The 19,360-nt window shown below is 66.5% G+C and carries 19 protein-coding genes and 1 tRNA gene; 17 read left to right on the forward strand and 3 right to left on the reverse strand.

Going from position 1 to position 19,360, the window contains the following annotated elements; all coding sequences use genetic code 11:
* The first annotated feature begins 110 nt into the window (after positions 1 to 110).
* Positions 111 to 191, forward strand: a tRNA-Tyr gene (locus tag KGQ19_RS11075).
* Between the two features lie 131 nt (positions 192 to 322).
* Here the strand turns inward: KGQ19_RS11075 and KGQ19_RS11080 are convergent.
* The 3 genes from KGQ19_RS11080 to KGQ19_RS11090 all read right to left on the reverse strand — a co-directional run bounded on the left by KGQ19_RS11080 (position 323) and on the right by KGQ19_RS11090 (position 2,884).
* Positions 323 to 1,702 (reverse strand): tyrosine-type recombinase/integrase, encoded by a 1,380-nt coding sequence (locus tag KGQ19_RS11080; protein ID WP_194896528.1) that lies wholly within the window; start codon positions 1,700 to 1,702, stop codon positions 323 to 325.
* Positions 1,703 to 1,761: 59 nt separating this feature from the next.
* Positions 1,762 to 1,947, reverse strand: a complete 186-nt coding sequence (locus KGQ19_RS11085; protein WP_194896529.1) for a helix-turn-helix transcriptional regulator — start codon at positions 1,945 to 1,947, stop codon at positions 1,762 to 1,764.
* Positions 1,948 to 2,131: 184 nt separating this feature from the next.
* A complete protein-coding gene (locus tag KGQ19_RS11090) occupies positions 2,132 to 2,884 on the reverse strand; it encodes a TRM11 family SAM-dependent methyltransferase (protein ID WP_307856390.1) in 753 nt (250 codons plus the stop codon).
* 459 nt (positions 2,885 to 3,343) lie between these two features.
* Between KGQ19_RS11090 and KGQ19_RS11095 the strand changes: the two genes are divergently transcribed.
* The 16 genes from KGQ19_RS11095 to KGQ19_RS11165 all read left to right on the forward strand — a co-directional run bounded on the left by KGQ19_RS11095 (position 3,344) and on the right by KGQ19_RS11165 (position 19,356).
* On the forward strand, positions 3,344 to 4,138 hold the full coding sequence (locus KGQ19_RS11095) for a hypothetical protein (protein WP_194896531.1): 795 nt from the start codon (positions 3,344 to 3,346) through the stop codon (positions 4,136 to 4,138).
* Between the two features lie 111 nt (positions 4,139 to 4,249).
* Positions 4,250 to 4,603, forward strand: a complete 354-nt coding sequence (locus KGQ19_RS11100) for a pilin (RefSeq protein WP_212009012.1) — start codon at positions 4,250 to 4,252, stop codon at positions 4,601 to 4,603.
* 455 nt (positions 4,604 to 5,058) lie between these two features.
* A complete protein-coding gene (locus KGQ19_RS11105) occupies positions 5,059 to 6,627 on the forward strand; it encodes a TrbL/VirB6 family protein (RefSeq protein ID WP_212009013.1) in 1,569 nt (522 codons plus the stop codon).
* Between the two features lie 6 nt (positions 6,628 to 6,633).
* Entirely contained in the window at positions 6,634 to 7,506 is an 873-nt protein-coding gene (locus tag KGQ19_RS11110) for a PrgI family protein (RefSeq protein ID WP_194896533.1), read from the forward strand.
* Positions 7,507 to 7,519: 13 nt separating this feature from the next.
* Complete coding sequence (locus KGQ19_RS11115) at positions 7,520 to 9,334, forward strand: VirB4 family type IV secretion system protein (protein ID WP_212009054.1); 1,815 nt, start codon at positions 7,520 to 7,522, stop codon at positions 9,332 to 9,334.
* Between the two features lies 1 nt (position 9,335).
* Positions 9,336 to 11,822, forward strand: a complete 2,487-nt coding sequence (locus tag KGQ19_RS11120; protein WP_212009014.1) for a type IV secretory system conjugative DNA transfer family protein — start codon at positions 9,336 to 9,338, stop codon at positions 11,820 to 11,822.
* A gap of 33 nt (positions 11,823 to 11,855) precedes the next feature.
* Positions 11,856 to 12,725, forward strand: a complete 870-nt coding sequence (locus tag KGQ19_RS11125) for a replication-relaxation family protein (RefSeq protein ID WP_212009015.1) — start codon at positions 11,856 to 11,858, stop codon at positions 12,723 to 12,725.
* Positions 12,726 to 12,824: 99 nt separating this feature from the next.
* Complete coding sequence (locus tag KGQ19_RS11130; RefSeq protein ID WP_194926425.1) at positions 12,825 to 13,421, forward strand: C40 family peptidase; 597 nt, start codon at positions 12,825 to 12,827, stop codon at positions 13,419 to 13,421.
* A gap of 602 nt (positions 13,422 to 14,023) precedes the next feature.
* The gene (locus KGQ19_RS11135; protein ID WP_194896537.1) at positions 14,024 to 14,248 is read left to right on the forward strand and encodes a hypothetical protein; all 225 of its coding nucleotides are present in this window, start codon (positions 14,024 to 14,026) and stop codon (positions 14,246 to 14,248) included.
* A gap of 359 nt (positions 14,249 to 14,607) precedes the next feature.
* Positions 14,608 to 15,306 (forward strand): hypothetical protein, encoded by a 699-nt coding sequence (locus tag KGQ19_RS11140; RefSeq protein WP_194896538.1) that lies wholly within the window; start codon positions 14,608 to 14,610, stop codon positions 15,304 to 15,306.
* Complete coding sequence (locus KGQ19_RS11145) at positions 15,303 to 15,896, forward strand: hypothetical protein (RefSeq protein ID WP_194926426.1); 594 nt, start codon at positions 15,303 to 15,305, stop codon at positions 15,894 to 15,896. Before KGQ19_RS11140 ends, KGQ19_RS11145 begins: the two co-directional genes overlap by 4 nt.
* A complete protein-coding gene (locus KGQ19_RS11150; RefSeq protein WP_194896540.1) occupies positions 15,893 to 16,180 on the forward strand; it encodes a hypothetical protein in 288 nt (95 codons plus the stop codon). The genes KGQ19_RS11145 and KGQ19_RS11150 overlap by 4 nt, the downstream gene beginning before the upstream one ends.
* 221 nt (positions 16,181 to 16,401) lie before the next feature.
* A complete protein-coding gene (locus tag KGQ19_RS50975) occupies positions 16,402 to 16,533 on the forward strand; it encodes a hypothetical protein (protein ID WP_267254939.1) in 132 nt (43 codons plus the stop codon).
* A gap of 253 nt (positions 16,534 to 16,786) precedes the next feature.
* A complete protein-coding gene (locus tag KGQ19_RS11155; RefSeq protein WP_212009016.1) occupies positions 16,787 to 17,602 on the forward strand; it encodes a hypothetical protein in 816 nt (271 codons plus the stop codon).
* Positions 17,603 to 17,745: 143 nt separating this feature from the next.
* A complete protein-coding gene (locus KGQ19_RS11160) occupies positions 17,746 to 18,027 on the forward strand; it encodes a transposase (protein WP_212009017.1) in 282 nt (93 codons plus the stop codon).
* A 333-nt stretch (positions 18,028 to 18,360) separates the two neighbouring features.
* Complete coding sequence (locus KGQ19_RS11165; RefSeq protein WP_212009018.1) at positions 18,361 to 19,356, forward strand: transposase; 996 nt, start codon at positions 18,361 to 18,363, stop codon at positions 19,354 to 19,356.
* The last annotated feature ends 4 nt before the right edge of the window (positions 19,357 to 19,360 follow it).

Below are 19,360 nucleotides of genomic sequence, written 5' to 3' on the forward strand. Positions count from 1 at the left end.
CACCAGACCCCCACCACCCAACCGAGTGGCGAAGCACCCCCAGGAATCCGCTATTGTTGTGCCGTCGCCCCACGGAGCCGATCTCGATCGGAGCTGCGGGACGTGCTATTGGCGGGTTGCCCGAGCGGCCAATGGGAGCGGACTGTAAATCCGTCGCGAAAGCTTCGAAGGTTCGAATCCTTCACCCGCCACATCCAGGCAAAACAGCCCCTGACCAGGTGAACTCTGGTCAGGGGCTTGTTTGTTCACACTGCCACTGATGTGCGATCCGGACCGCTGTGGATCACTGCTCGCGACAAATACGCGACAAAGTTTCAGCGGGCTAAGCGCCGTCCGGCCCTCCCAACGCATCCTCGATCCGTCGCCTGGCAACCTCGTCCTGGCCGTCAATGCACTTGGCGTAGACCCGCAGCAACACCTCGACGCTGTGGCCGGCCCACTCGGCGATCTGGGTCGGCGGAACACCCGCGTTCAGCCAGGTGGACACGGCAGCATGCCGGAGGTCGTACGGGCGCTTCGCCATCGGCGAGGCGAACTGCCGGGCTGTTAGTGCGTCGAAGCGGGCGTCGCGCCAGGTCTTGGTATAGATGCTGTCGTTGACCACACCACCGCGTGCCGCGACGAACAGCGGGCCGCCGTTCCTGGGTGGGAAGTTGGCAACGTGATCGCGCAGGATCTTCACCAGCTCCGGACAAGCCGGTACCGGTCGTACATCGTCAACGGCCCGATGCTTGAGCCCCCGCTCTTCGTGCGGCTTTCCATTGTCTGTCCAGGCCGAGCCAGCCCGCGGCGCGCTCTTCGCCAGATGGAGAGTCCCCCAACCCTGCTCTGGCAGCTCGCACTGATCCTCACGCAGGCTCTTTGCCTCCGATGGCCGCAGCGCTGCGAAGTACATGAGGGCGAAGAAGGCCACCAGCTTCTTCCCGTACCGGCCTTGTTTCTCGACCGCTGACAGCAGAGCTCTGGCTTGCACCGGGTTGACCACCACGCGCCGATCCACCACCTCGGTCGTCCTCGGCGCCCTCCAGCCGATCTCATTGATGGGATTGGTCGGTAGCCGCTTAAGTTCAACGGCGTAGCCCAAGGCGTTGTAGAACACGGCACGCTTTCGCGTGACGCCCTTCGCCGCGGCTGCACTGCCGTCCATCTTGAGGCTCAGGGCGTCCAACGCTTTGCGAACCACCATGGCATCTGCCAGGTCCTTCAGCGGAATAGAAGACTTCACGATCCAGTCCAGCGCCTGAGTGACGTCCTGTGGCGCTGTGTCCTTACTCCGGCTGAAGTTGAAGGCGTAGCGGTACAGGGCGCGCCGCAGCACAACTGGATCGGGCCGACCAGGAAGGTCTCGACTGAGCACCGGAGCCACCACTGCCAGCGTCTCAGCCACACCTGAGCGTGAGTTCGGCGCCAGACGTGGCCACTTCATCTCCGCGTACTCGACCAGGTGCTCATAGACGGTCGGCCCTTTCGGCACGGCCTTCTTCGCGATCATGTGCTCCGGCAGACCAGTCTCGGTATCAAAGGGAAAACCCTCGCGAGCTGCTGTCAATAGCTTGGCGCGGAACGCTTCAGCCAGCGCAGACGTCACGAACGACTCGGTGAACGTCCTTCCCGCCACCAACCATCGGAGCCGGTGCGTTGTCCGTTTCTTACCCTTGTACTCCTGGATACTCCAGATGTGGACGTCGTAGGACGGGTCCATGGTGGTACCTCCGTGGTGCGGGGCCGGCCCGCCGAAGCGGGCCGGCCGGTTGTGCTGGTTCAGCGCCGGTTCTGGCAGTCCCGAAGGAATCGCTCCAACGCAGTACGCCGGATCCGGATCGAGCCGTTGGGCAGTTTCAACGACTCCGGGGCCAGCCCTAGGCGCCGCCACCGGTAGAAGGTGCTGCGTGCCACGCAGAGCTCAGCGGCGACCTGGTCGATGGTCAGGAACTCGTCTCTGGGCATCAGGCTCCTTGCACAGGCGGCGCGGATCGATCGGAGTGCGGCTTCACGGGTCCTGCCAGAGGCTCCGCGAAGCCGAGCGAAAGGAACTTCGGGCCAGAATCAGCAGGCACGGACTCCGGGAAGTCCGTCACCCGCCAGATCTCACAAAGGTCGATCACATCTGGACGCGCGGTAGCCTTTTCGTTCACGCCGATCTCCTGCTCGATGCGTTATAGCGCAGGTCAGGACCGCAACCACAGCCTGTGTTCTCCATCGAGTGATCGTCAGGGCCACCAGCGCGAGCCACCACGAGCGGAGTGTCCGCCGCGCAGCCCATCGGCTCATCGTCTGGTGGGGCGAGGAGTAGATGGCAGCGCTCGTGTAGAGCAAACCCGGCGTCGAGTACAGCATCAACGGCCACAGCGGCGACGTCGCCCGCCTGGCCAAGACCGCGTCCGGCGTTGGCGACGATGACCAGGAACCCATCGGGCTTCAGCAGCGTGCGGCAACTGGACAAGACCTGTACGAACGCGCTGCTGTCGCAGCACGAATCGCCCAGATTCCATGGCAGCGAAGCAAGCACAAGCGAAGCCCTCCTCCGCACATCCCGGCCGACGAGCGCTTCGATTTCACGAGCGTCGCCATTCACGACGGTCGCGAACCCAGGCGCACCGCGGTTCACAGCGTGCTCGACGTTCTGCATCGCCAGCGCCGCCCACCGCGGCTCGTACTCCACGCCGATGGCCATCCGGTCGAGGCGCATCGCCTCTACAAGGGTGGTTCCGATCCCGGCCATCGGATCGACGACCAGGTCGCCCGACTCCGTGTAAGCGGCGATGGCGTGCGCGGCGACCGCAGGAAGCACCTTCGGCGGGTGGGCATCGGACTCCGGAAGGTATTTGTCTCCGGTTCGCATAGTCGGGTTGTCTTGAGCCGTATCCCAGGGCAGCGGTGGCACGGCGAATGACGCTGAGTCGGGTGGGGTGCTCGCGGCGGGAGCTCGCAAGGGCTTCCTTCCGATGGATGGCGTCCCGGCCGAGGCGGCCGTGATCGCTTTTACCCCTAGGAATCAGTCACCGCCTGCCAAGACGGGGTCACCCCTGTTCCCGTGGCCACGAGGTGCGAGGCTGCGCGCCCGAGTGATCTTTGTGGCAGCCGGTTACGCCACCGCTGTCTGTCGCCTCTGTTCACCTCCGAAGGGCCCGGCTTAGCGATGTAACCGCAGGTCCGAATCAGCTTCCTCGCAGTACGCACCCCTAATCACCACCCGTTACGCACATGTGGTCGCCGAGAACGATTACAGCGCTCTGAGCTGGGCGTTTACACGCTTCCTAAACGTTCATTACGTCTCCGGTCCCTTGCCTTGGCGGCGGGTCGAACCCGGCCCCTCGAAGCCCCTGACGCAAGGGAGCCCGCCATGTCCCTGACGACCACGAGCAAGTCGTTCGAGGCCACCTCCATCGCGATCGCGGAGGAGGCGTTCCTCACCCGCTTCTCCGACACAGCCATGCTGTCCATTCCGGGCACGATGCTCGGATCCGACTGGGCCCGTCGCGATGTGTCGCTGGCCGAGGCGAAGCACCTGCTAATGGGCCCGGCCGCCGAGGCCTGCGATCGCGTGTGGGCGATGATCGCCCGCAACGCGCGCCGTGACGGCGGCGATTGGAGCCTGGCCGCTGTCGGCATGGCCGCACCAATGCTAAAGCGGATCGCGGCCGGCGCCTGCGCCAAGTTCGACGGAATCCGGCAGGACGACCTAGCCGCAGAGGTCGTCGCCGCCTTCTTGTCCCACCTAGCAGTCGTCGACCTAGAGCGGGCCGGGATCCTGGTGCGGCTGCGCTGGGCGACCTGGCGTGCCACCGTGAAGGTCGCGCTTGCGAACACCGAAGCACCGGCGCCTTACTCGTTCATCGGCTCGATGCCGCCGGCGATGCCCTGCGCGCATCCCGACGTGGCGCTGGCCCGGGCTGAACGTGCCGACGTAATCACCCGTGCGGAGGCCGATCTGATCGGTATGACCAGGCTGGACGAGGTGTCCCTGGCCGAGGCAGCCGAATGCCTCGGGATCACCGCGAACGCAGCGAAGATCCGCCGCCAGAAGGCTGAAGCGCGGCTTGTCGCCTTCTTGACCGGCCAGCCGATCCCGACGCGGAAGGACCTCAAGCACGCCCGCGTCCGGTCCACGGTCAACTCCGTATCGCTCGCAGCCTGAGCATCCCCATACAGCTCAACCGCGGTGACCCGATCTGCGTCAAGTAGCTGATTCCTAGGTGCGACGGGATGGCTGTCAGCCCTCCCGGAGCACCGACGGGAAGGCTCGATCGTGAACGACACGAACCACAAGATCCGCGCTGCGGTCCTCCTGGCAACGTCAGCTGTCTTGGCCTTATTTGCCGTGACCCGCGCTCACGCGGACACCGGTCAGTACACCGTTGTCGCCGCAGCCGCACTCGACAAGGTCATCGACAACGTCACAACTTGGCTGGTCGGGCTGCTCACCGGCCTGGCCACGATGTTCCTCACCATCGGCGGAGTCAAATACCTGATCGCCTCGGGCGATCCGGGCGAGGTCGAGAAGGCGAAGGGTGCTCTGAGGTCGGCGGCCATCGGATACGCCGTCGCGATCCTTGCCCCTGGGCTGGTCAGCATTCTGCACAAGATCCTCGGTGCGGGGTGATCGCGCCGCGTCCGTGCCGACTTCCGCCATCACCCCACACAGGAGCAGCGCCATGCCGTCATTCATCCGCCGAAGCCTCGCCGCCGTCGCCATGCTCAGCCTCGTCGTAGCAGCCTCAGGCTGCTCAGCGCATACACATGTGGCTCCGACCAGGAGGGTGATCGTCATCCCCAGTCCTGGTCAGGCTCCGCTCGCCACGCTCCCAACCGGCCTGGACTGGCTCAGCCGCTTCATCGCCGTCCACTCCGGACGCACCGGTCGTTGACGTGCGTCCCCACACCTCCCGCACCGGCCGAGCGATGCTACTGGCGGGTGTCTCCACAAGCCTCGTGATGCTCACCTCAGGGACCGCCTACGCCGCTCCCACCCCGCCAGGCCCAACGCCTCCCGCACCAGCGTCCCCAGCCGGAGGCGCCGATCCAGGGATCTACGGTCCGCTGGTTGGCGGCGGCACGATGTCCCCGCCGCCGGCAGTCGGCCCGGGTCTCACGCCGGCCGGCGGGTCTGATCCGTCGTGGTGGGACGTCCCCGGCCAAATCGAAAAGGCGATCGACACCTGGTTCGGTGACCTGGTGAAGTCCGCCCTGGAGCCGGTGCTCAAGCTGATCGGCGACACACTGCTGTCGAGCCCTGACGTGTCCGACGGCCGCGTCGCCCAGGTGTGGACAGGCGTTCTGATCACCGCCAACACGCTCTACATCCTGTTCTTTCTGGCTGGCGCGGTGATCGTCATGGGGCACCAGACGGTACAGACGCGCTACTCGATGAAGGAGATCGCCCCGCGCCTGGTCATCGGGGCAGTCGCTTCGAACGCCTCACTGTGGGCGATCTCCCAAACGGTGTCCCTCGGAAACGCTCTCGCCGCAGCCCTGATGGACAGCAAGTTGTCCGCCGAGGGCATCGGTTCGCGGCTGACCTCGATGATCGTCGACAAGCTGTTTCTGCCATCTGGCATCACCCAGCTGTTCCTGGTACTCCTCGGCGGCGCGGTGGCGGTCATGGGCATCGTGCTGCTGATCACCTGCCTGATTCGTGCAGCGATCTTGTTGACTCTGACAGCCGGATCTCCGCTCGCCCTCGCCTGCCACGCACTCCCGCAGACCGATCCGCTCGCCCGGCTCTGGTGGCGAGCGATCATCGGCTGCCTGGCCACGCAGGTCGCACAAGCGCTCGTCCTGATCACCAGCATCCAGATCTTCTTCGACCCGAACGCCGACACGATCCTCGGGCTCCCCTCAGGTGGCGGCCTAGTGGATCTGCTGCTCTGTCTCGTCTTGCTATTCGCCCTCATCAAGATCCCGATCTGGACCACCAGGGTGGTGCTAGGGCGTGGTGCGATGGGCGCGACAATGGTTGGCCGACTCGCCCGCTCATTCATCTATTACAAGGCGTTCACCCTTGCACGCAGCCGCCTTGGCGGGCAGGAGGCCCGGCAGCGCACCTCGGGGGTCTGGCACAACAACTTCCGGCCCGGCCCGCCCACACCGGGCGCGGGGCTGGTTCCGTCCGGAGGCCCGCGGCCCGAAGACGGCGGCGGACTCGGCGGCTGGTCCCCGCGACCGGAGACGGTAACCGCGACCGCGACCGTTCACCAAAGCAGTTCATCATCCGGTTCCGGGCACCCCGGGCCGCCGCATGGACGGGGCCCGAGCGGCCAGCCCTCAACCATCCCGCCAGGTCCAACCCGACGTCCGCTCGCGCTCCCGCCCGGCCGCTCGACCAGGCTCGACCGGCTCGCCAAAGAACGTGTGGAGAACCCACTCCCGAACCGCGGAGTCCAGGAAGGCCTGTTTCCGCCGATCAGCAGCTCGGCCGGGCCACGCCAGGCGAAGCCTCACAACAAGACAGCACCAGCGGCTCAGCGCCCAAACGGCCAACACGAGTCAGCTCCACCGGCCCCCACGCCGCATACGCCTGCCACAAGCGCAGAACGGCCTGCTGGCCGCACATCTGGCGCCCCAGCAAAACGCACTTCAACACGTAAGCCCGACGGCCCAACCGCCAAGAAGAGGAACAGGGGCTGACCGGCCATGACCCAGGACTACGGAACCGCCAGAATCCCCCAGGACGTCTCGCAACCAGACAAGATCATGTTCGGCGCGACAGCCCGCCAGTGTGTAATCCTCGGCGGGACCACCGCGGGGCTCTGGCTTCTCTGGCTCGCTCTGCGCTCGTCCGTCCCACCGCTGATGTTCGCCGCTCCAGCCGGATTGCTCCTGGTGCTGCTCGGGATCGCCGTCACCGCCGAACGCGACGGGATGAGTGTCGATCAGTTGCTGTTCGCGGCGATCCGCCAGGCGCTGTCGCCGAAGCGACGAGTCATGGCGCCCGAAGGCGTAGAAGACCCGCCGGCCTTCGTCTCGGGTCTGTTTCAGGGCAACGCCCCGAAGACCCCTGCCTCGCTCGGCCTTCCTGTCCGGCAACTTCGCGATGACGGCGCAGTGGATCTCGGCCCGGACGGGTGTGCGGCGCTCGCGTCGGCATCCACAGTGAACTTCGCACTGCGCACCCAGGGCGAACAAGCACTGCTCATCAGTGGTTTTGGCCGATGGCTGAACTCGCTGACCGGGCCGGTGCAGATTACCTCGCGCACGACGCCTGCGGACCTTGGCAAGCAGATCAATACTCTGCGCGACTCGGCACCGCGTCTGCCGCATCCCCTGCTTGAGGCCGCCGCACAGAACCACGCTGACTTCCTCGCCGATATCAACGCCTCCGGCTCAGTACTGCATCGCAGCCTCTTGGTCACGGCACGCGAGTTGGACCCGAAGCATGCGCCCCGCGCCGCACGTCGCATTGCGGAGACCGCCGCGCTCTCCGCATCCGAGATCGACGCCGTTCCGCTGGACTCGATCGCCGCGCAGCTGGCTCTGTCCGCCGCACTCGACCCCGATTACCGATGAAGGGAGCCCGATGATGCGCCCCCTGGCCATCGCGACCGCCGCAGCGACCATCCTCCCGATCAGCACGAAGACGAAACAACGCGGGCAGGACAAGCTCGGCCTCGGCCCGTCCAGCCTCGCGGTCGAGACGAAGAAGCTCAGAATCGGCGAGTCCACCCACGCCGCGACCTTCGCCGTGGCCGGCTACCCTGCCGAGGTCGGCAACGGCTGGCTGGAGCCGATCCTGTCCTACCCCGCGCGGATCGACGTCGCCGTCCACATCGAGCCGATCCCCGCACGGATCGCCGCCGACCGGCTCCGCAAACAACGTGCTCGCATGGAGTCGAGTCGTCGCCATACCGCAGAACGCGGGCGGCTGGACGATCCGATGACAGAATCTGCCGCGGCGGACGCACGGGAGCTCGCCTACCGCGTTGCCTGCGGCGAGGGGTGCCTGTTCGACGTCGGTATCTACCTGACCGTCTTTGCCGGCACCGAAGCGGATCTCGACGAAACTGTCGCGGCGGTGCGATCCGTGGCAGACGGGATGCTGCTGCGGCTGGTGCCAGCGACCTTCCGCAGCGTTCAGGGCTGGACCACAACGTTGCCCCTCGGGATCGATGGCCTGAAGATCCGTCGGACATTCGACACCGACGCCTTGGCAGCCTGCTTCCCGTTCACGTCCGACCAGCTCGCACAAGTCGTCGGCTCCACCTCACCGGTTCTGCTCGGCGTAAACGGCACTGGTGCCGGCCTGGTCTGCTTCGACCGGTGGGCCCTGGACAACCACAACTCCGTCGTCCTCGCCCGATCGGGGTCCGGCAAGTCGTACCTGACGAAGCTCGACATCCTCCGATCCCTCTACACCGGTGTCCACGTACTGGTCGTGGACCCGGAGCAGGAGTACGTGCGGCTGGCCAAGGCTGTCGGGGGTACCGTGCTGGAGCTCGGGGCACCCGGAGTAAGGATCAACCCATTCGACCTGCCCAAAGACGAACAGTCACACGACGCAGTGAAGCGTCGGACGCTGTTCGCCCACACAGTCGTCGCGGTGCTCCTCGGGGCGGAGCTGACCGCCAGCGAGCGCGCCGAGCTCGATTCAGCGGTCCTCACGGCTTACGAGCGCGCGGGGATCACCGAGGACGTTCGCACCCACACTCGCGATGCTCCGACGCTTGCAGACGTGGCCGCTGTCCTCGCCGCCCGGGGTAGCAACGAGGCCCGGTCGCTTGCGAGTCGCTTGGCTCCGCACACCAGCGGATCCTTCGCAGGGCTCTTCGATGGGCCGACAACTACAGCCGTAGACGGCCACCTGGTGGTTTTCGCGCTCAAACAGCTCCCCGAAGAGATGAAGGCGATCGGCACACTGCTCGTTCTCGACGCGATCTGGAGGCAGGTCACCTCACCGGAGCGGCGCCGAAGACTGTGTGTGGTCGATGAGGCCTGGCTGCTGATGAAGGAGCCAGCTGGCGCGCGGTTCTTGTTCCGCATGGCCAAGGCAGCCCGGAAGCACTGGGCCGGCCTCGCGGTCATCACTCAGGACGCTCCCGACTTGCTCGGTACCGACCTCGGCCAAGCGGTCATCGCCAACGCCGCGACCCAGATCCTCCTCCGGCAGGCGCCGCAGGCGATCGAGCAGGTCGCTGCGGCCTTCCGGCTATCTGCCGGGGAGCGCGCCTATCTGCTCACGGCCACCCGGGGAACCGGTCTGATCAACATCGGCAGCAGCCGCGCTGCCTTCGCAGCCGTCGCCTCGAACGACGAACACCTTCTCGCGACCACCGACCCCGCGGAGCTGGCAAGGCTCGAAGAGTCCAAAACAGCCGAGCCCGAGGGCGAGGGCATCTGAGATGCACGGCGACGCCTCAGCGCCCCAGGTCCCGGTGATCCAGTTCCTCAACAGCCCACAGTCCTTCCTCAGCTCGGCCGGCCGCGTCATCGGCAGCTTCCTCGAAACGTGGTGGCAGGTCGCTACGCCTGCCGCGCTGGCCCTGACCGGAACGGCGGCGGGTGCACGCCTTGTGCTGCACGCTCGCCATCGACGCTTCATGTCTACCGGAGCACGGCTGGTCGAAGTGCAGCTACCGCCGGAAGTCGGCGCAGATGCCGCGTCGAAGTTCTGGTCCCACGTACACGCCATGCTTCGTCCAACATGGCGGCGGTTCTTCGACGGCCAACCACACCTGTCGTTCGAATACTGCTTCAGCGATACGAACACACGGATTGAGATCTGGGTACCGGGAGTCGTTCCGCCGAGGTTGGTCGAAGCGGCCGTGGAGTCAGCATGGCCCGGGGCACACACGACGGTGCTCAAGCCGGCTCCCAGCCCAATCCCGTCGACAACGGTCGCCCCAGCCACAGGCGGGCGCCTTCGGCTGGCCAAGACCGAAGTCCTCCCGCTGAACACCAAGCACGACTCCGATCCACTGCGACCGTTGTTCGGAGTCGGTGCCGGCCTGCGACCCGACGAGCACATCGCAGTGCAGGTACTTGCTCGTCCGGCCACGGGCCGCAGGTTACGGATCGCACGGCGAAAGGTGCATCGCCTGCGAAGCCACGCCATGGGTCTACGGCGAACCAGTCGGCCCACGATGGTGCTCTCAGTGCTGGACGAGCTGACGCCCGGAGTGAAGAACGTCCCCCTACCTCTCGGCGCCCGCACGGATCCGATGGTCGCCGCAGAGGTACGTGCAGCCGTTTCAAAGACAACAGGATCGCTGTGGGAAGCCGAGATCCGATACGTCGTCGCGGCCGTCGGCCCGATCGGATCGCGACCGCCTGGCGACCGGCTGCGAGGATTGGCGGGAGCTGTCGCCGCCGCCTTCGGTGTCTTCGCCGAGCGGAATTGGTGGGCCCGCAGGCGGCTGCGACATCCAATCGAGAAGCTGACCAGTCGGCATTTCGACCGTGGAGATCTACTCAACAACGCCGAGCTCGCCAGCGTCGCCCACCTGCCGACCGACGCCTTCGCACTCGGCGTCGAGCGGGCTGGAGCCCGCTCAGTCGCGCCGGCTCCGACTGTCGCGACCGCCGGCCGATTCGTGAAGCCGCTTGGCGAAACGGATGCCGGCCCCGCTCGCATCGTCGGACCGAAAGTCGCCGATGCACGTCAGCACCTGCACATCATCGGCTCCACCGGATCCGGGAAGTCCACCCTCATGGGCGGTCTGATCCTGGACGATGTCACAGCAGGCCGCGGTGTTGTCGTGGTCGACCCCAAGGGCGACCTCGTCCCAGATCTTCTCGAACGGCTCCCGGAGTCAGCTGGTCGGCGCACCATCCTGATCGATCCGACCGCTCCCGATCCGCATCCGACGCTGAACGTCTTGGCCTCGGCCGCCGGAGACGACGATCTCCTAGTCGACAACCTGGTCGGAATCTTCCGCCGCATCTTCTCCGCGCATTGGGGCCCACGCACCGACGACGTTCTGCGGGCGGCGCTACTCACCTTGCAAGCCACCAGTTCGAGCAAGGTGCTGGCGAGGGTGAAGGACCCGACTCTCATGGACGTGCCGGAGCTTCTGACCAATGACGCCGTCCGGCGAAGAACCCTGTCTCGCCTCTCCGGCGACGACAACGTTCTGCGTGGCTTCTGGCGGGGCTACGACGCTCTCTCCGAAGCCGGCCGTTCAGCCGTCGTCGCCCCGCTCCTTAACAAGCTACGAGCCTTCTTGCTCCGAGACTTCGTGCGGTCGACCGTCGGCGACCCCGCTTCCACGATCGACTTGAGCGAAGTTCTGAATGGGGGAATCTTGCTGGTCAGGATCCCCAAGGGCGTCCTGGGCGAGGAGACGGCACGGCTCCTCGGCAGCTTCGTGGTCGCAGCGACCTGGCACGCGGCCTCAGCACGAACCAAGTCCGCTGAGGGCGCCCGCATCGATGCCGCGCTGTACCTGGACGAGGCACACAACTTCCTGTCGATGCCGATCTCGATGGAAGACATGCTCGCCGAAGCTCGCGGCTATCGACTGTCTCTCACGCTCGCCCACCAGAACCTGGCGCAGATGCCAACGGACCTGCGCGAAGGCATCTCGTCCAACGCCCGGAACAAGGTGTTCTTCGCCTGCTCTCCCGAGGACGCCAAAGCGCTGGCGGTGCACACGTCGCCGATGCTCACGGAGCACGATCTCGCGCACCTCGGCGGGTACCAGGCAGCCGTCCGGTTGAACGTCGATGGAGTGCAGGCGCCGGCCTTCACGCTCCGCACACTCCCGCTTCCCTCGGCCATCCCGGGCCGCGCTGACCGCATCAGGCAGCTGTCCAGGGAGGCCACCAGCGCTCGACGGCGAGAAATCGAGCAGGCCGAGCCATCTCCTCGGAATCAGGGCCTCGCGTAATCCGAGCCAGCCGACCTGCCCACGGAGGAAGCTATGTCGTTCAGTAAGGCAGCCAAGACGCGTGCCCAGCCCGCTCGCACTGCGAGTCACGCGGCTGCGGACCTTATCACCTCGCGTGACGCCCGCATGCTCCGACTCATTGCCGAGCATCGCGTCCTCACGAGCGGACAAATCACCAGCGCGCTGTTCACCGACAACACCCGCGCTCGCAAGCGAATCAGCACGATGCGCGACGCAGGCCTGATCGAGACGTTCCGCCCTCCGGCCGCCGGGTCATCTCAGCTTCACTGCGTCGCCACGGCCAAGGCGCTGAAGTTGCTCGGCCTCCCGGCCCGAAGCGCCGTGCCGGCCGGCATCGGGCAGGCGGCCATCGCGGCCGCACTCCGCCAGGACCTGGACCACTTGCGAGGCGTCAACGAGCTCTTCTGCCGGCTTCTCGCGCACGGACACGTGCGTGGCTCCGGGGCTGCGCTGGAGGACTGGCGATCAGAGTGGTCCACTGCGCAGCTCTTCCCCGGTCGCGTCAGGCCTGACGGCTTCGGTCGATGGCGCGACGGCGAGGCCTGGTGCGAATTCTTTCTCGAGTACGACACAGGCACCGAGCCGCTTCACCGGCTCTGCACGAAGTGGCTCGGCTACGACAACCTCATGCAGGCCGCCGACACCTGCTCTCCTGTGCTGTTCTGGCTCCGCTCCCCAGGTCGCGAGCAGCACCTGCATGAGCTGTTCGCCGAGAGCAGCACTGGAGTACCAGCCGCCACTGCGGTCGGTGACCCGCAGACTGCCGACATCGCCGGGGCGGTCTGGCGACCGACGTTCGCTGAACGGCGCTTCACGCTGGCCGGACTGGGCAAGGCTGCCTGCGATCACCTTGGTGTTCCACAGCGACCGAACGTCCTGTAATCGCCTCCTGAGCAGGGATTACAGCAGAAATTACACCCGACACGGCCTCGGACTCGTCCGAGGCCGCAGCTGTGTAATCCTCACGATCGGAGCGTTGTGATGGGTGTTCCCGCACGTGTCGCCACTGCCGCGGCCGTCGCGTTCCTGTTCCTCGTCGTCTTCATCTCAGCGGCAGCAAGCGCAGTAACCGCAGCCATTGCTGCGCCGCTCTCTCACCTGTGGCACGCCGTGGCCGCCGATCCACGAGGCACTCAGAGCCTGTGGTCGGCACAGGACTACGTCCACCTGATCGCCGCCGCAGAACACGACGCACCGTCCCCGCAGGCCGCCACCGCTATCGCGTTCGCCGCCAAGCAGATTGGGCGACCCTACATTTGGGGTGGAACAGGCAACCCGGGATATGATTGTTCCGGGCTCACACAAGCTGCCTACCGCTCGGCAGGAGTCGATATCCCCAGAGTGGCAACTGCGCAATATGTCGAAGGTGTAAAGATTGAGTTGGATAGCCTTCGGCCCGGGGATCTCGCCTTCTATGGAAGCACGGCATTCGCGCATCACGTCGCAATTTATCTCGGCGTCGTCCGAGGGGTTCCGGTGGTGTTGGACGCGCCCGCACCAGGCGAAGTCGTGCGGTTCGATCCATTGACCTCAGGTGGCGATCTGTTCGCCGCCACCCGTCCGACTGCCGCTCAGTGACAGCCCCGGCGCGGTGTACGGCGCAGTCGGGAACGCGATGGGCCGCGCGTCAGGTGGCGCGGGCAGCAGGCACCGTAGAACCCCTGTAACGCCAGGTCAGTGGGGGATTACAGGGCTGACGCCGCAGTCCGACGATCATGGTTACCACGATTTCTATGGCTTCCGCCGCGACGCCCTGATCGCGTCACTCCACCTTCCGGCCTACCTAGCACCTACTGCTCTATCCACCCCCGTTCGCTTCGCTCACAGAAGCCCAGCCGGGTCGGGGGGCGCCGTGGTTTGCCGGCCTGAGGGCCCGCCGCGAGCGGTCAAGGAATTTCCTCGAATGATCTGAATAACAAATAGCGGAAGTCGTACTCCATATGGGTGAAGAAATGGCGGATCAGGGCTTTGACCTGTGCGTTTATCAAGATATCCTGGGTACATAAGAACTTGAGGGCGAAAGCGAATTGAAGTGATTCGCGTCGAGCCCGAGGAAAGGACATAAAACGCAGAAGGCAAACCCCTCAAGGTGCGCCCCGACGGCGGGATTAGGGCCCCGCCGCCGGGAATCAGGCACCGACCACCCCACGATCCCATCACAGATCAGTTAGGAGCACGTCATGAGCCTTGACCTCATTATCGCGGAGCTGCGCGAGCTCTCCGCGAACGCCACGCGGGCCGTGAAGTCCCCGGTCCCGTGCTGCGACGGCAGCTGCCCGCACGCCCAACGCGCCGAAGCGATGGCTGCGAAGTTCACCGAGCTCGACATCGTGCTGTCCAACCTCGGACGGCTGCCGAAGGCCTGGGCCTCTCCGTTCATCCCCTCTCAGCGGGCGCCCCGCTGACCCAGCGCGGTCACACGACCGCGCCGCACTCCTCGTAGGCACTGACGGTGGACCGCGCTGACCCGCGGTCGCGCCCTACCGGTCCACCCGCAGACGCCTGACCACAGCCGCCGCTGGGCTGTCGCAGCTTTTTGCGACAGACCACCGGCCGCCGATCACAAGAACTCAGAGCGCCGCGGCCTGGGCGGAGCCATGCCCAAAACAGCCCGCCCTGGCCGCCGTATCGAACTGGAGCCATCCGAATGACGATCCGGGACACGAACTTCCCACCTGCCCCCGACCGGCTCAGCCCTTGGCTGACAGCCTGCGGATTCACCCACCGCCGAGCCGACATCACCCGCTGAGGAGGAGAGCCAACCATGCCCATTCGCACGCCCGTGACTACCAGCGTTCAGCTGGCCAACGCCGCAGCCGTCGGCAGAGCCTTGCGGCCTCTCGGCTGGACGTCGCAGGAGGAGCCGCAAGGCAAGCACCCCGGGGCGCATCGCGCCACCGTCTGGAAGCCGCAAGCGGCGCCGGACCTCAGTCTCTTGATCCTCACGGTGGAAGGCCAGCGCGGTCAGATGGCCGAGCTGATCAGGTCATGCGTGGCGTTCTCGGAACCCGACCGCAGTGGCCGTCGGCACCGCGGGCGTCGACCCTCGTGGCGCTTCACGTGTTACGACGCGCCGCCGCTGGCAGTCACTGCCGCCGCACTCGCCGCTTTCGACAACGCCCCTGACGGCAAGCTGCTGGACGAAGCGGGATGGGACCTTACCCGCCACGTCGCCCGCGGCCACAAGCGGCCCGCGTTGACAGAGTTCAGACGGCGCGACAGCGCGGTGTCCGCCGTCTTCCGCTTTCCGAACTTCACACCGCCGTGCGAGCGCTGCCCGGCAACCAGCGATCTCGGCGACGCCGGCGGCTGGCTGATCTCCGGCCCCGGCTTCTCCGCCGACGCCACGGCCCACGCACCGGGCGCGGTCATCACGGCCTTCGCGCTCAATCTGCCGGGCCGATCGAAGGCCGCCTCGCTCACACCAGCATCGGACCAGGTGGCGAAGGGGCACGAGCGATGAGCACGTCATCAGCCTTCATCGCACAACGGCGAGTCGGTGAAGAACTCCTCGCATCCGGGTGGCACGCCGCGGCCATCGCAAGTCGGCATCGGCCGGGATCGGCGTGGATACTGATCGACCCCAGCCGCCGGGTCAGGATCCGGATGGCAGCGGACTTCGCATCTCCTCGCGCGACCATCACCGCAGCACGTCTGCCTGGGTTCCCCTGCGCGGGCACCGCCTGGGCTGCCGTGATCGACTTCGCCGATGCCGTAGTTCTGCACAAGGCAGCGCTGGCCAGTGCGGCAACTTGCAGAACGAAGCTGGGCGGCGGCGCCGATCGCCGCGCGGTCATCCGAGCTCTGGAAGCAACGGGGCTGATCCCGGACCGCAGCGCCTTCCGCCGCTCAGTCACGGGCGCTGGCTGGTGGGTCACCTCAGATCGTCGCGCCCGCGCAGCCTGGGCCGCACCGCACCGCAACGATCCGGGCGGATGGCGGATCACGGCTCCCACGCTGCGCTTCGATGCCACGTTCACCACTCCCGCGACAGTCCTCACCTCGATCATCGGCGCAGCGGCGCCCTGGAACCGGCAGGAGCCCACGCGATGAGCACTCAGTCGCGCAACGACGAAGCGATGCTGAACTACCTCGTCGGGGAAGAGGCCGTCACGGCTGCGGCCGACGAGATCTGGACGGTGTCGGGCCGCCTGGTAGACGCCCAGGGCGACCTAGAAGTCGCCACCGACCGCTACCGCGCAGCCGTCGCCGACGCCGGCATTCCCTTGAAGCACGTGGAGCGCATCGGCGCCGCCCTGATCCTGCGGCTCAACCGGAAGCGGCTGATCGAAGAGGTCGAGCGCGCGGACGAGGAAGACCGCGATACCCGCGAGTGAGTCCTTTCGGACCGCGGCGTCTCCGCCATACGCGCAGCCGGGCGCCGGAATGGGCACGCCCGCCGCCACATCAGCCCATCGACCTCGAACAAGATCGCTTCCAACCTCAAAGGAACAATCCAGTGAGCACGAACACCGAACCCAGGCCGTCGCCTACGCAGGTCCCGCGTGGTCCCATGCCCGGCCCCGCATCTCAGGCATCAACGCCTACTGACTGCTGCGTGAACTTCAACCTGCCCGACGGCCGGGTCGTCTGCTTCTCCGTCCCGGTCGGGATCTCAGAGGCTGACGCGAACTTCATCGGGAACCTGCTTCAGGCCTACGCCTTCGCCGTCGCCCGACGCGGGCGCTGACGTGACCGGCCGGCGGCCCACCCGGGCCGCCGGCCCTCTTCGCGCCCTGACCCTCGGCCAGGCAGGCCGCGGAGGTGGACTCTCGCACCGCCCAGAACGTCGCTGGCCTGCGCTCAGGCGCTCAAGCAGCCCGGTCCTCTGGTGGCTGGTCGGTCGCAGCCCGTCCAGCGCCGCCCATCCCGAGTGACAACCCGCCCACAGACCGCCCAGACGCTCAACGCGCTCACTCACACATCACTACGGAGGCCCCACAATGGCTCACCCGACGGCCACCCCGCTGACCGACCCGCCCACGGCCCCGATCAGCGCAGTCCGAATCGCCCGCATCGGCGGCACCGCCGCCGAGGTCGCCGCAGCCGCGATCAGCGCCCACACGCTGTACCACTTGGGCGGTCAGCTCAACCTCGGGCCGTTCACAGCCTGGCTCCTGCCGGCCGCGTTGGACGCCTACGCGTTCACGGCGCTGGCCGTCGGCTACAGCCTCCCGGCCAACCACCCGGGCCAGAAGCCCGTCCTCCGAAACGCCCGCCTCGCATTCGCGATGACCCTGGGCTGCAACGCGCTAGACCACGTTCTTCAGAAGGTCGGCCACCTGATCGACCCGACCGCCCGTGACCTGCTCTTGGCGGCCGTAGCGACCCTGCCCCCGCTCGTCGTCGAGCGGCTCCTCAATCTGCAGAGCCTCTTGGCCGACCACCGCAGTGCGCGGGCCGATCAACTGCCGACCGACCCGCGCAACCTCCTCGACCAACCGGGCACGGTGGACGCGGGAACAAGCCCGGACCAGGCCACTCCACCACACAAGCGCCCCGACTGGACCAACCTCGGGTATGCAGTGTTTGCAGAACTAGCAGACCGGCTGGGTCATCGCCCGTCGGGTCGCGAATTCCAGGCCGCCCTGGCGCTCCGGGCCGAAGAGCTCATCGCGGCCGATCAACTGCCCAACAGCGTACGAACACCGTCGCTCTCGTCAGCTAAGCGAATCCGAGCGGCTATCGAGTCGCAGATCGTAAATCAGGTGAGTCGCGTTCCCGATAGCGCCGATCACCAACTGGATCGGAAGGTCTGAGCTTGACTCTGTTGGGGATCTTGGTGCTGCCGCGCTGTAGCAGTGGTCTGATGATGCATACTCGGGCTCGTTCGAAGGATTGTCGCAGTGAGTTGAGGTGCTCGTTGTCCGTCCGTCCCCGTCATAGTGAGCATGTTCCGGCTTTGACCGCGCAGGTCGCGCGGACGAGCAATCCAGGTGGAACGACGGCAATGTGGATGCGCGACCGACTGGACGGCCTGTGGAGCGATGAGGACTTCCTCGGCTGGTATCCACGCGACGGGCGTCCCGAGCTCTCCCCGGCCCAACTGGCTACGGTCTGTGTGCTGCAGTTTTTGCTCGACCTGTCGGACCGTCAGGCTGCTGAGTCGGTGCGTTGCCGCATCGATTTCAAGTACGCCCTGGCCTGGACCTGGACGATCCGGGCTTCCACCACAGTGTGCTGACCGACTTCCGCGAACGGCTGACCTGTGACGACCGCGCCGACCGTTTGCTGGATCTGGCGCTGGACCGCTTGAAGCAGGTCGGACTCGTGCGCGAGCGCACCACGCAGCGCACCGATTCCACCCACGTCCTGGCTGCGGTGCGCGATCTAACGCGGCTGGAGCTGGTCACCGAGTCGGTCCGCGCCGCGCTGGAGGAGGTAGCTCGCATGGCCGGGCATCTGCTGGTCGGGTTGGTCGACCAGGACTGGGGACGCCGCTACGGCCGTCCGGTGCGACTGGGCAAAAACCCCACACGGCCCAAGACCAGGATCCTGGCCGCAGGACGCCTGCCAGTTGCTCAAGCACCTGGACCAGAGCGGATCAGGATACCGGCCCGGCCCACAGGCCGAGGCCTTGCGGCAGATCGTCATGCAGAACCATTTCCGCGACACTGCCGGCCGCCTGCGCTGGCGCACCGCCGACGACGGCGGGCTGCTGCCCTCCTCGTTGGCGATCGTCTCTCCCCACGAAGCCACAGCGCGCTACGTCCGCCACGGCCACATCATCAACTGGAAGGGGTTCGCCGCCCACCTCACCGAGACCTGTGCCCCGGACAGCGTCAACGTGATCACGGACGTGGCCACCACCTCGGCCGCCGCGCGCCGCGGACTACTGCCCGTCGAGCATCTGGTCGACGGCGGCTACACCTCCCTGGTCCACCTGGAACGCGCCGCCCGCGAACCCCAGGTCACCGTCAGCAGGCCGCTGCCGGGAAACCCCACCGGCCAGCACCGCAAGAACGAAGGCTACGACCGGGACGACTTCCACATCGACTTCGACCGCCGAGAAGTCACCTGCCCGCAGGGCCAGGTCAGCCAGGGTTGGCACGGGCCCCATCCGGCATCCTTGCCCACCGCGGCCCCGCTGATCGTCGCCCGGTTCACCAAGGGCCAGTGCCAACCGTGCCCGGCCCGCACGCAGTGCACCAGCTCTCGCGACGGCGCCCGCAACGTGGGCTTCCCCGCGCGAGAACTGCGCGACCTGCAAGTGCGCGTCCGCGCTGAGCAACAAACACCCGGCTGGAAGACCCGCTACGCAATCCGCTCCGGAGTTGAGAGCACCATGAACGATTTTGCCCACGGGCACGGCATGCGCCGCTGCCGCTACCGAGAAGAGCCCAAAGCACACGTGCAACACGTGCTGACAGCCATCGCCGTGAACATCGAGCGCCTCAGCGCCCGGCCGACTGCCGAGGAAACCTCCCCAGCAAGACCGCCGACCGCCCTCCAGACCTTTCTTGACCACCAGGGAATCCACCGCTCGAAGTCCCGGCGAACCCTCTGCACCTGACCTC

It is taken from the genome of Catenulispora pinistramenti (assembly GCF_018274385.1).
Taxonomy (GTDB): Bacteria; Actinomycetota; Actinomycetes; order Streptomycetales; family Catenulisporaceae; genus Catenulispora; species Catenulispora pinistramenti.

What these genes read in the sequence shown, in the direction of transcription:
- KGQ19_RS11115 (WP_212009054.1), top strand. Translation starts at nt 7,520, where the DNA reads ATGCGCCCCCTGGCCATCGCGACCGCCGCAGCGACCATCCTCCCGATC.
- KGQ19_RS11145 (WP_194926426.1), top strand. Translation starts at nt 15,303, where the DNA reads ATGAGCACGTCATCAGCCTTCATCGCACAACGGCGAGTCGGTGAAGAA.
- KGQ19_RS11140 (WP_194896538.1), top strand. Translation starts at nt 14,608, where the DNA reads ATGCCCATTCGCACGCCCGTGACTACCAGCGTTCAGCTGGCCAACGCC.
- KGQ19_RS11110 (WP_194896533.1), top strand. Translation starts at nt 6,634, where the DNA reads ATGACCCAGGACTACGGAACCGCCAGAATCCCCCAGGACGTCTCGCAA.
- KGQ19_RS11085 (WP_194896529.1), bottom strand. Translation starts at nt 1,947, where the DNA reads ATGCCCAGAGACGAGTTCCTGACCATCGACCAGGTCGCCGCTGAGCTC.
- KGQ19_RS11155 (WP_212009016.1), top strand. Translation starts at nt 16,787, where the DNA reads ATGGCTCACCCGACGGCCACCCCGCTGACCGACCCGCCCACGGCCCCG.
- KGQ19_RS11150 (WP_194896540.1), top strand. Translation starts at nt 15,893, where the DNA reads ATGAGCACTCAGTCGCGCAACGACGAAGCGATGCTGAACTACCTCGTC.
- KGQ19_RS11135 (WP_194896537.1), top strand. Translation starts at nt 14,024, where the DNA reads ATGAGCCTTGACCTCATTATCGCGGAGCTGCGCGAGCTCTCCGCGAAC.
- KGQ19_RS11130 (WP_194926425.1), top strand. Translation starts at nt 12,825, where the DNA reads ATGGGTGTTCCCGCACGTGTCGCCACTGCCGCGGCCGTCGCGTTCCTG.
- KGQ19_RS11125 (WP_212009015.1), top strand. Translation starts at nt 11,856, where the DNA reads ATGTCGTTCAGTAAGGCAGCCAAGACGCGTGCCCAGCCCGCTCGCACT.
- KGQ19_RS11095 (WP_194896531.1), top strand. Translation starts at nt 3,344, where the DNA reads ATGTCCCTGACGACCACGAGCAAGTCGTTCGAGGCCACCTCCATCGCG.
- KGQ19_RS11105 (WP_212009013.1), top strand. Translation starts at nt 5,059, where the DNA reads ATGTCCCCGCCGCCGGCAGTCGGCCCGGGTCTCACGCCGGCCGGCGGG.
- KGQ19_RS11080 (WP_194896528.1), bottom strand. Translation starts at nt 1,702, where the DNA reads ATGGACCCGTCCTACGACGTCCACATCTGGAGTATCCAGGAGTACAAG.
- KGQ19_RS11120 (WP_212009014.1), top strand. Translation starts at nt 9,336, where the DNA reads ATGCACGGCGACGCCTCAGCGCCCCAGGTCCCGGTGATCCAGTTCCTC.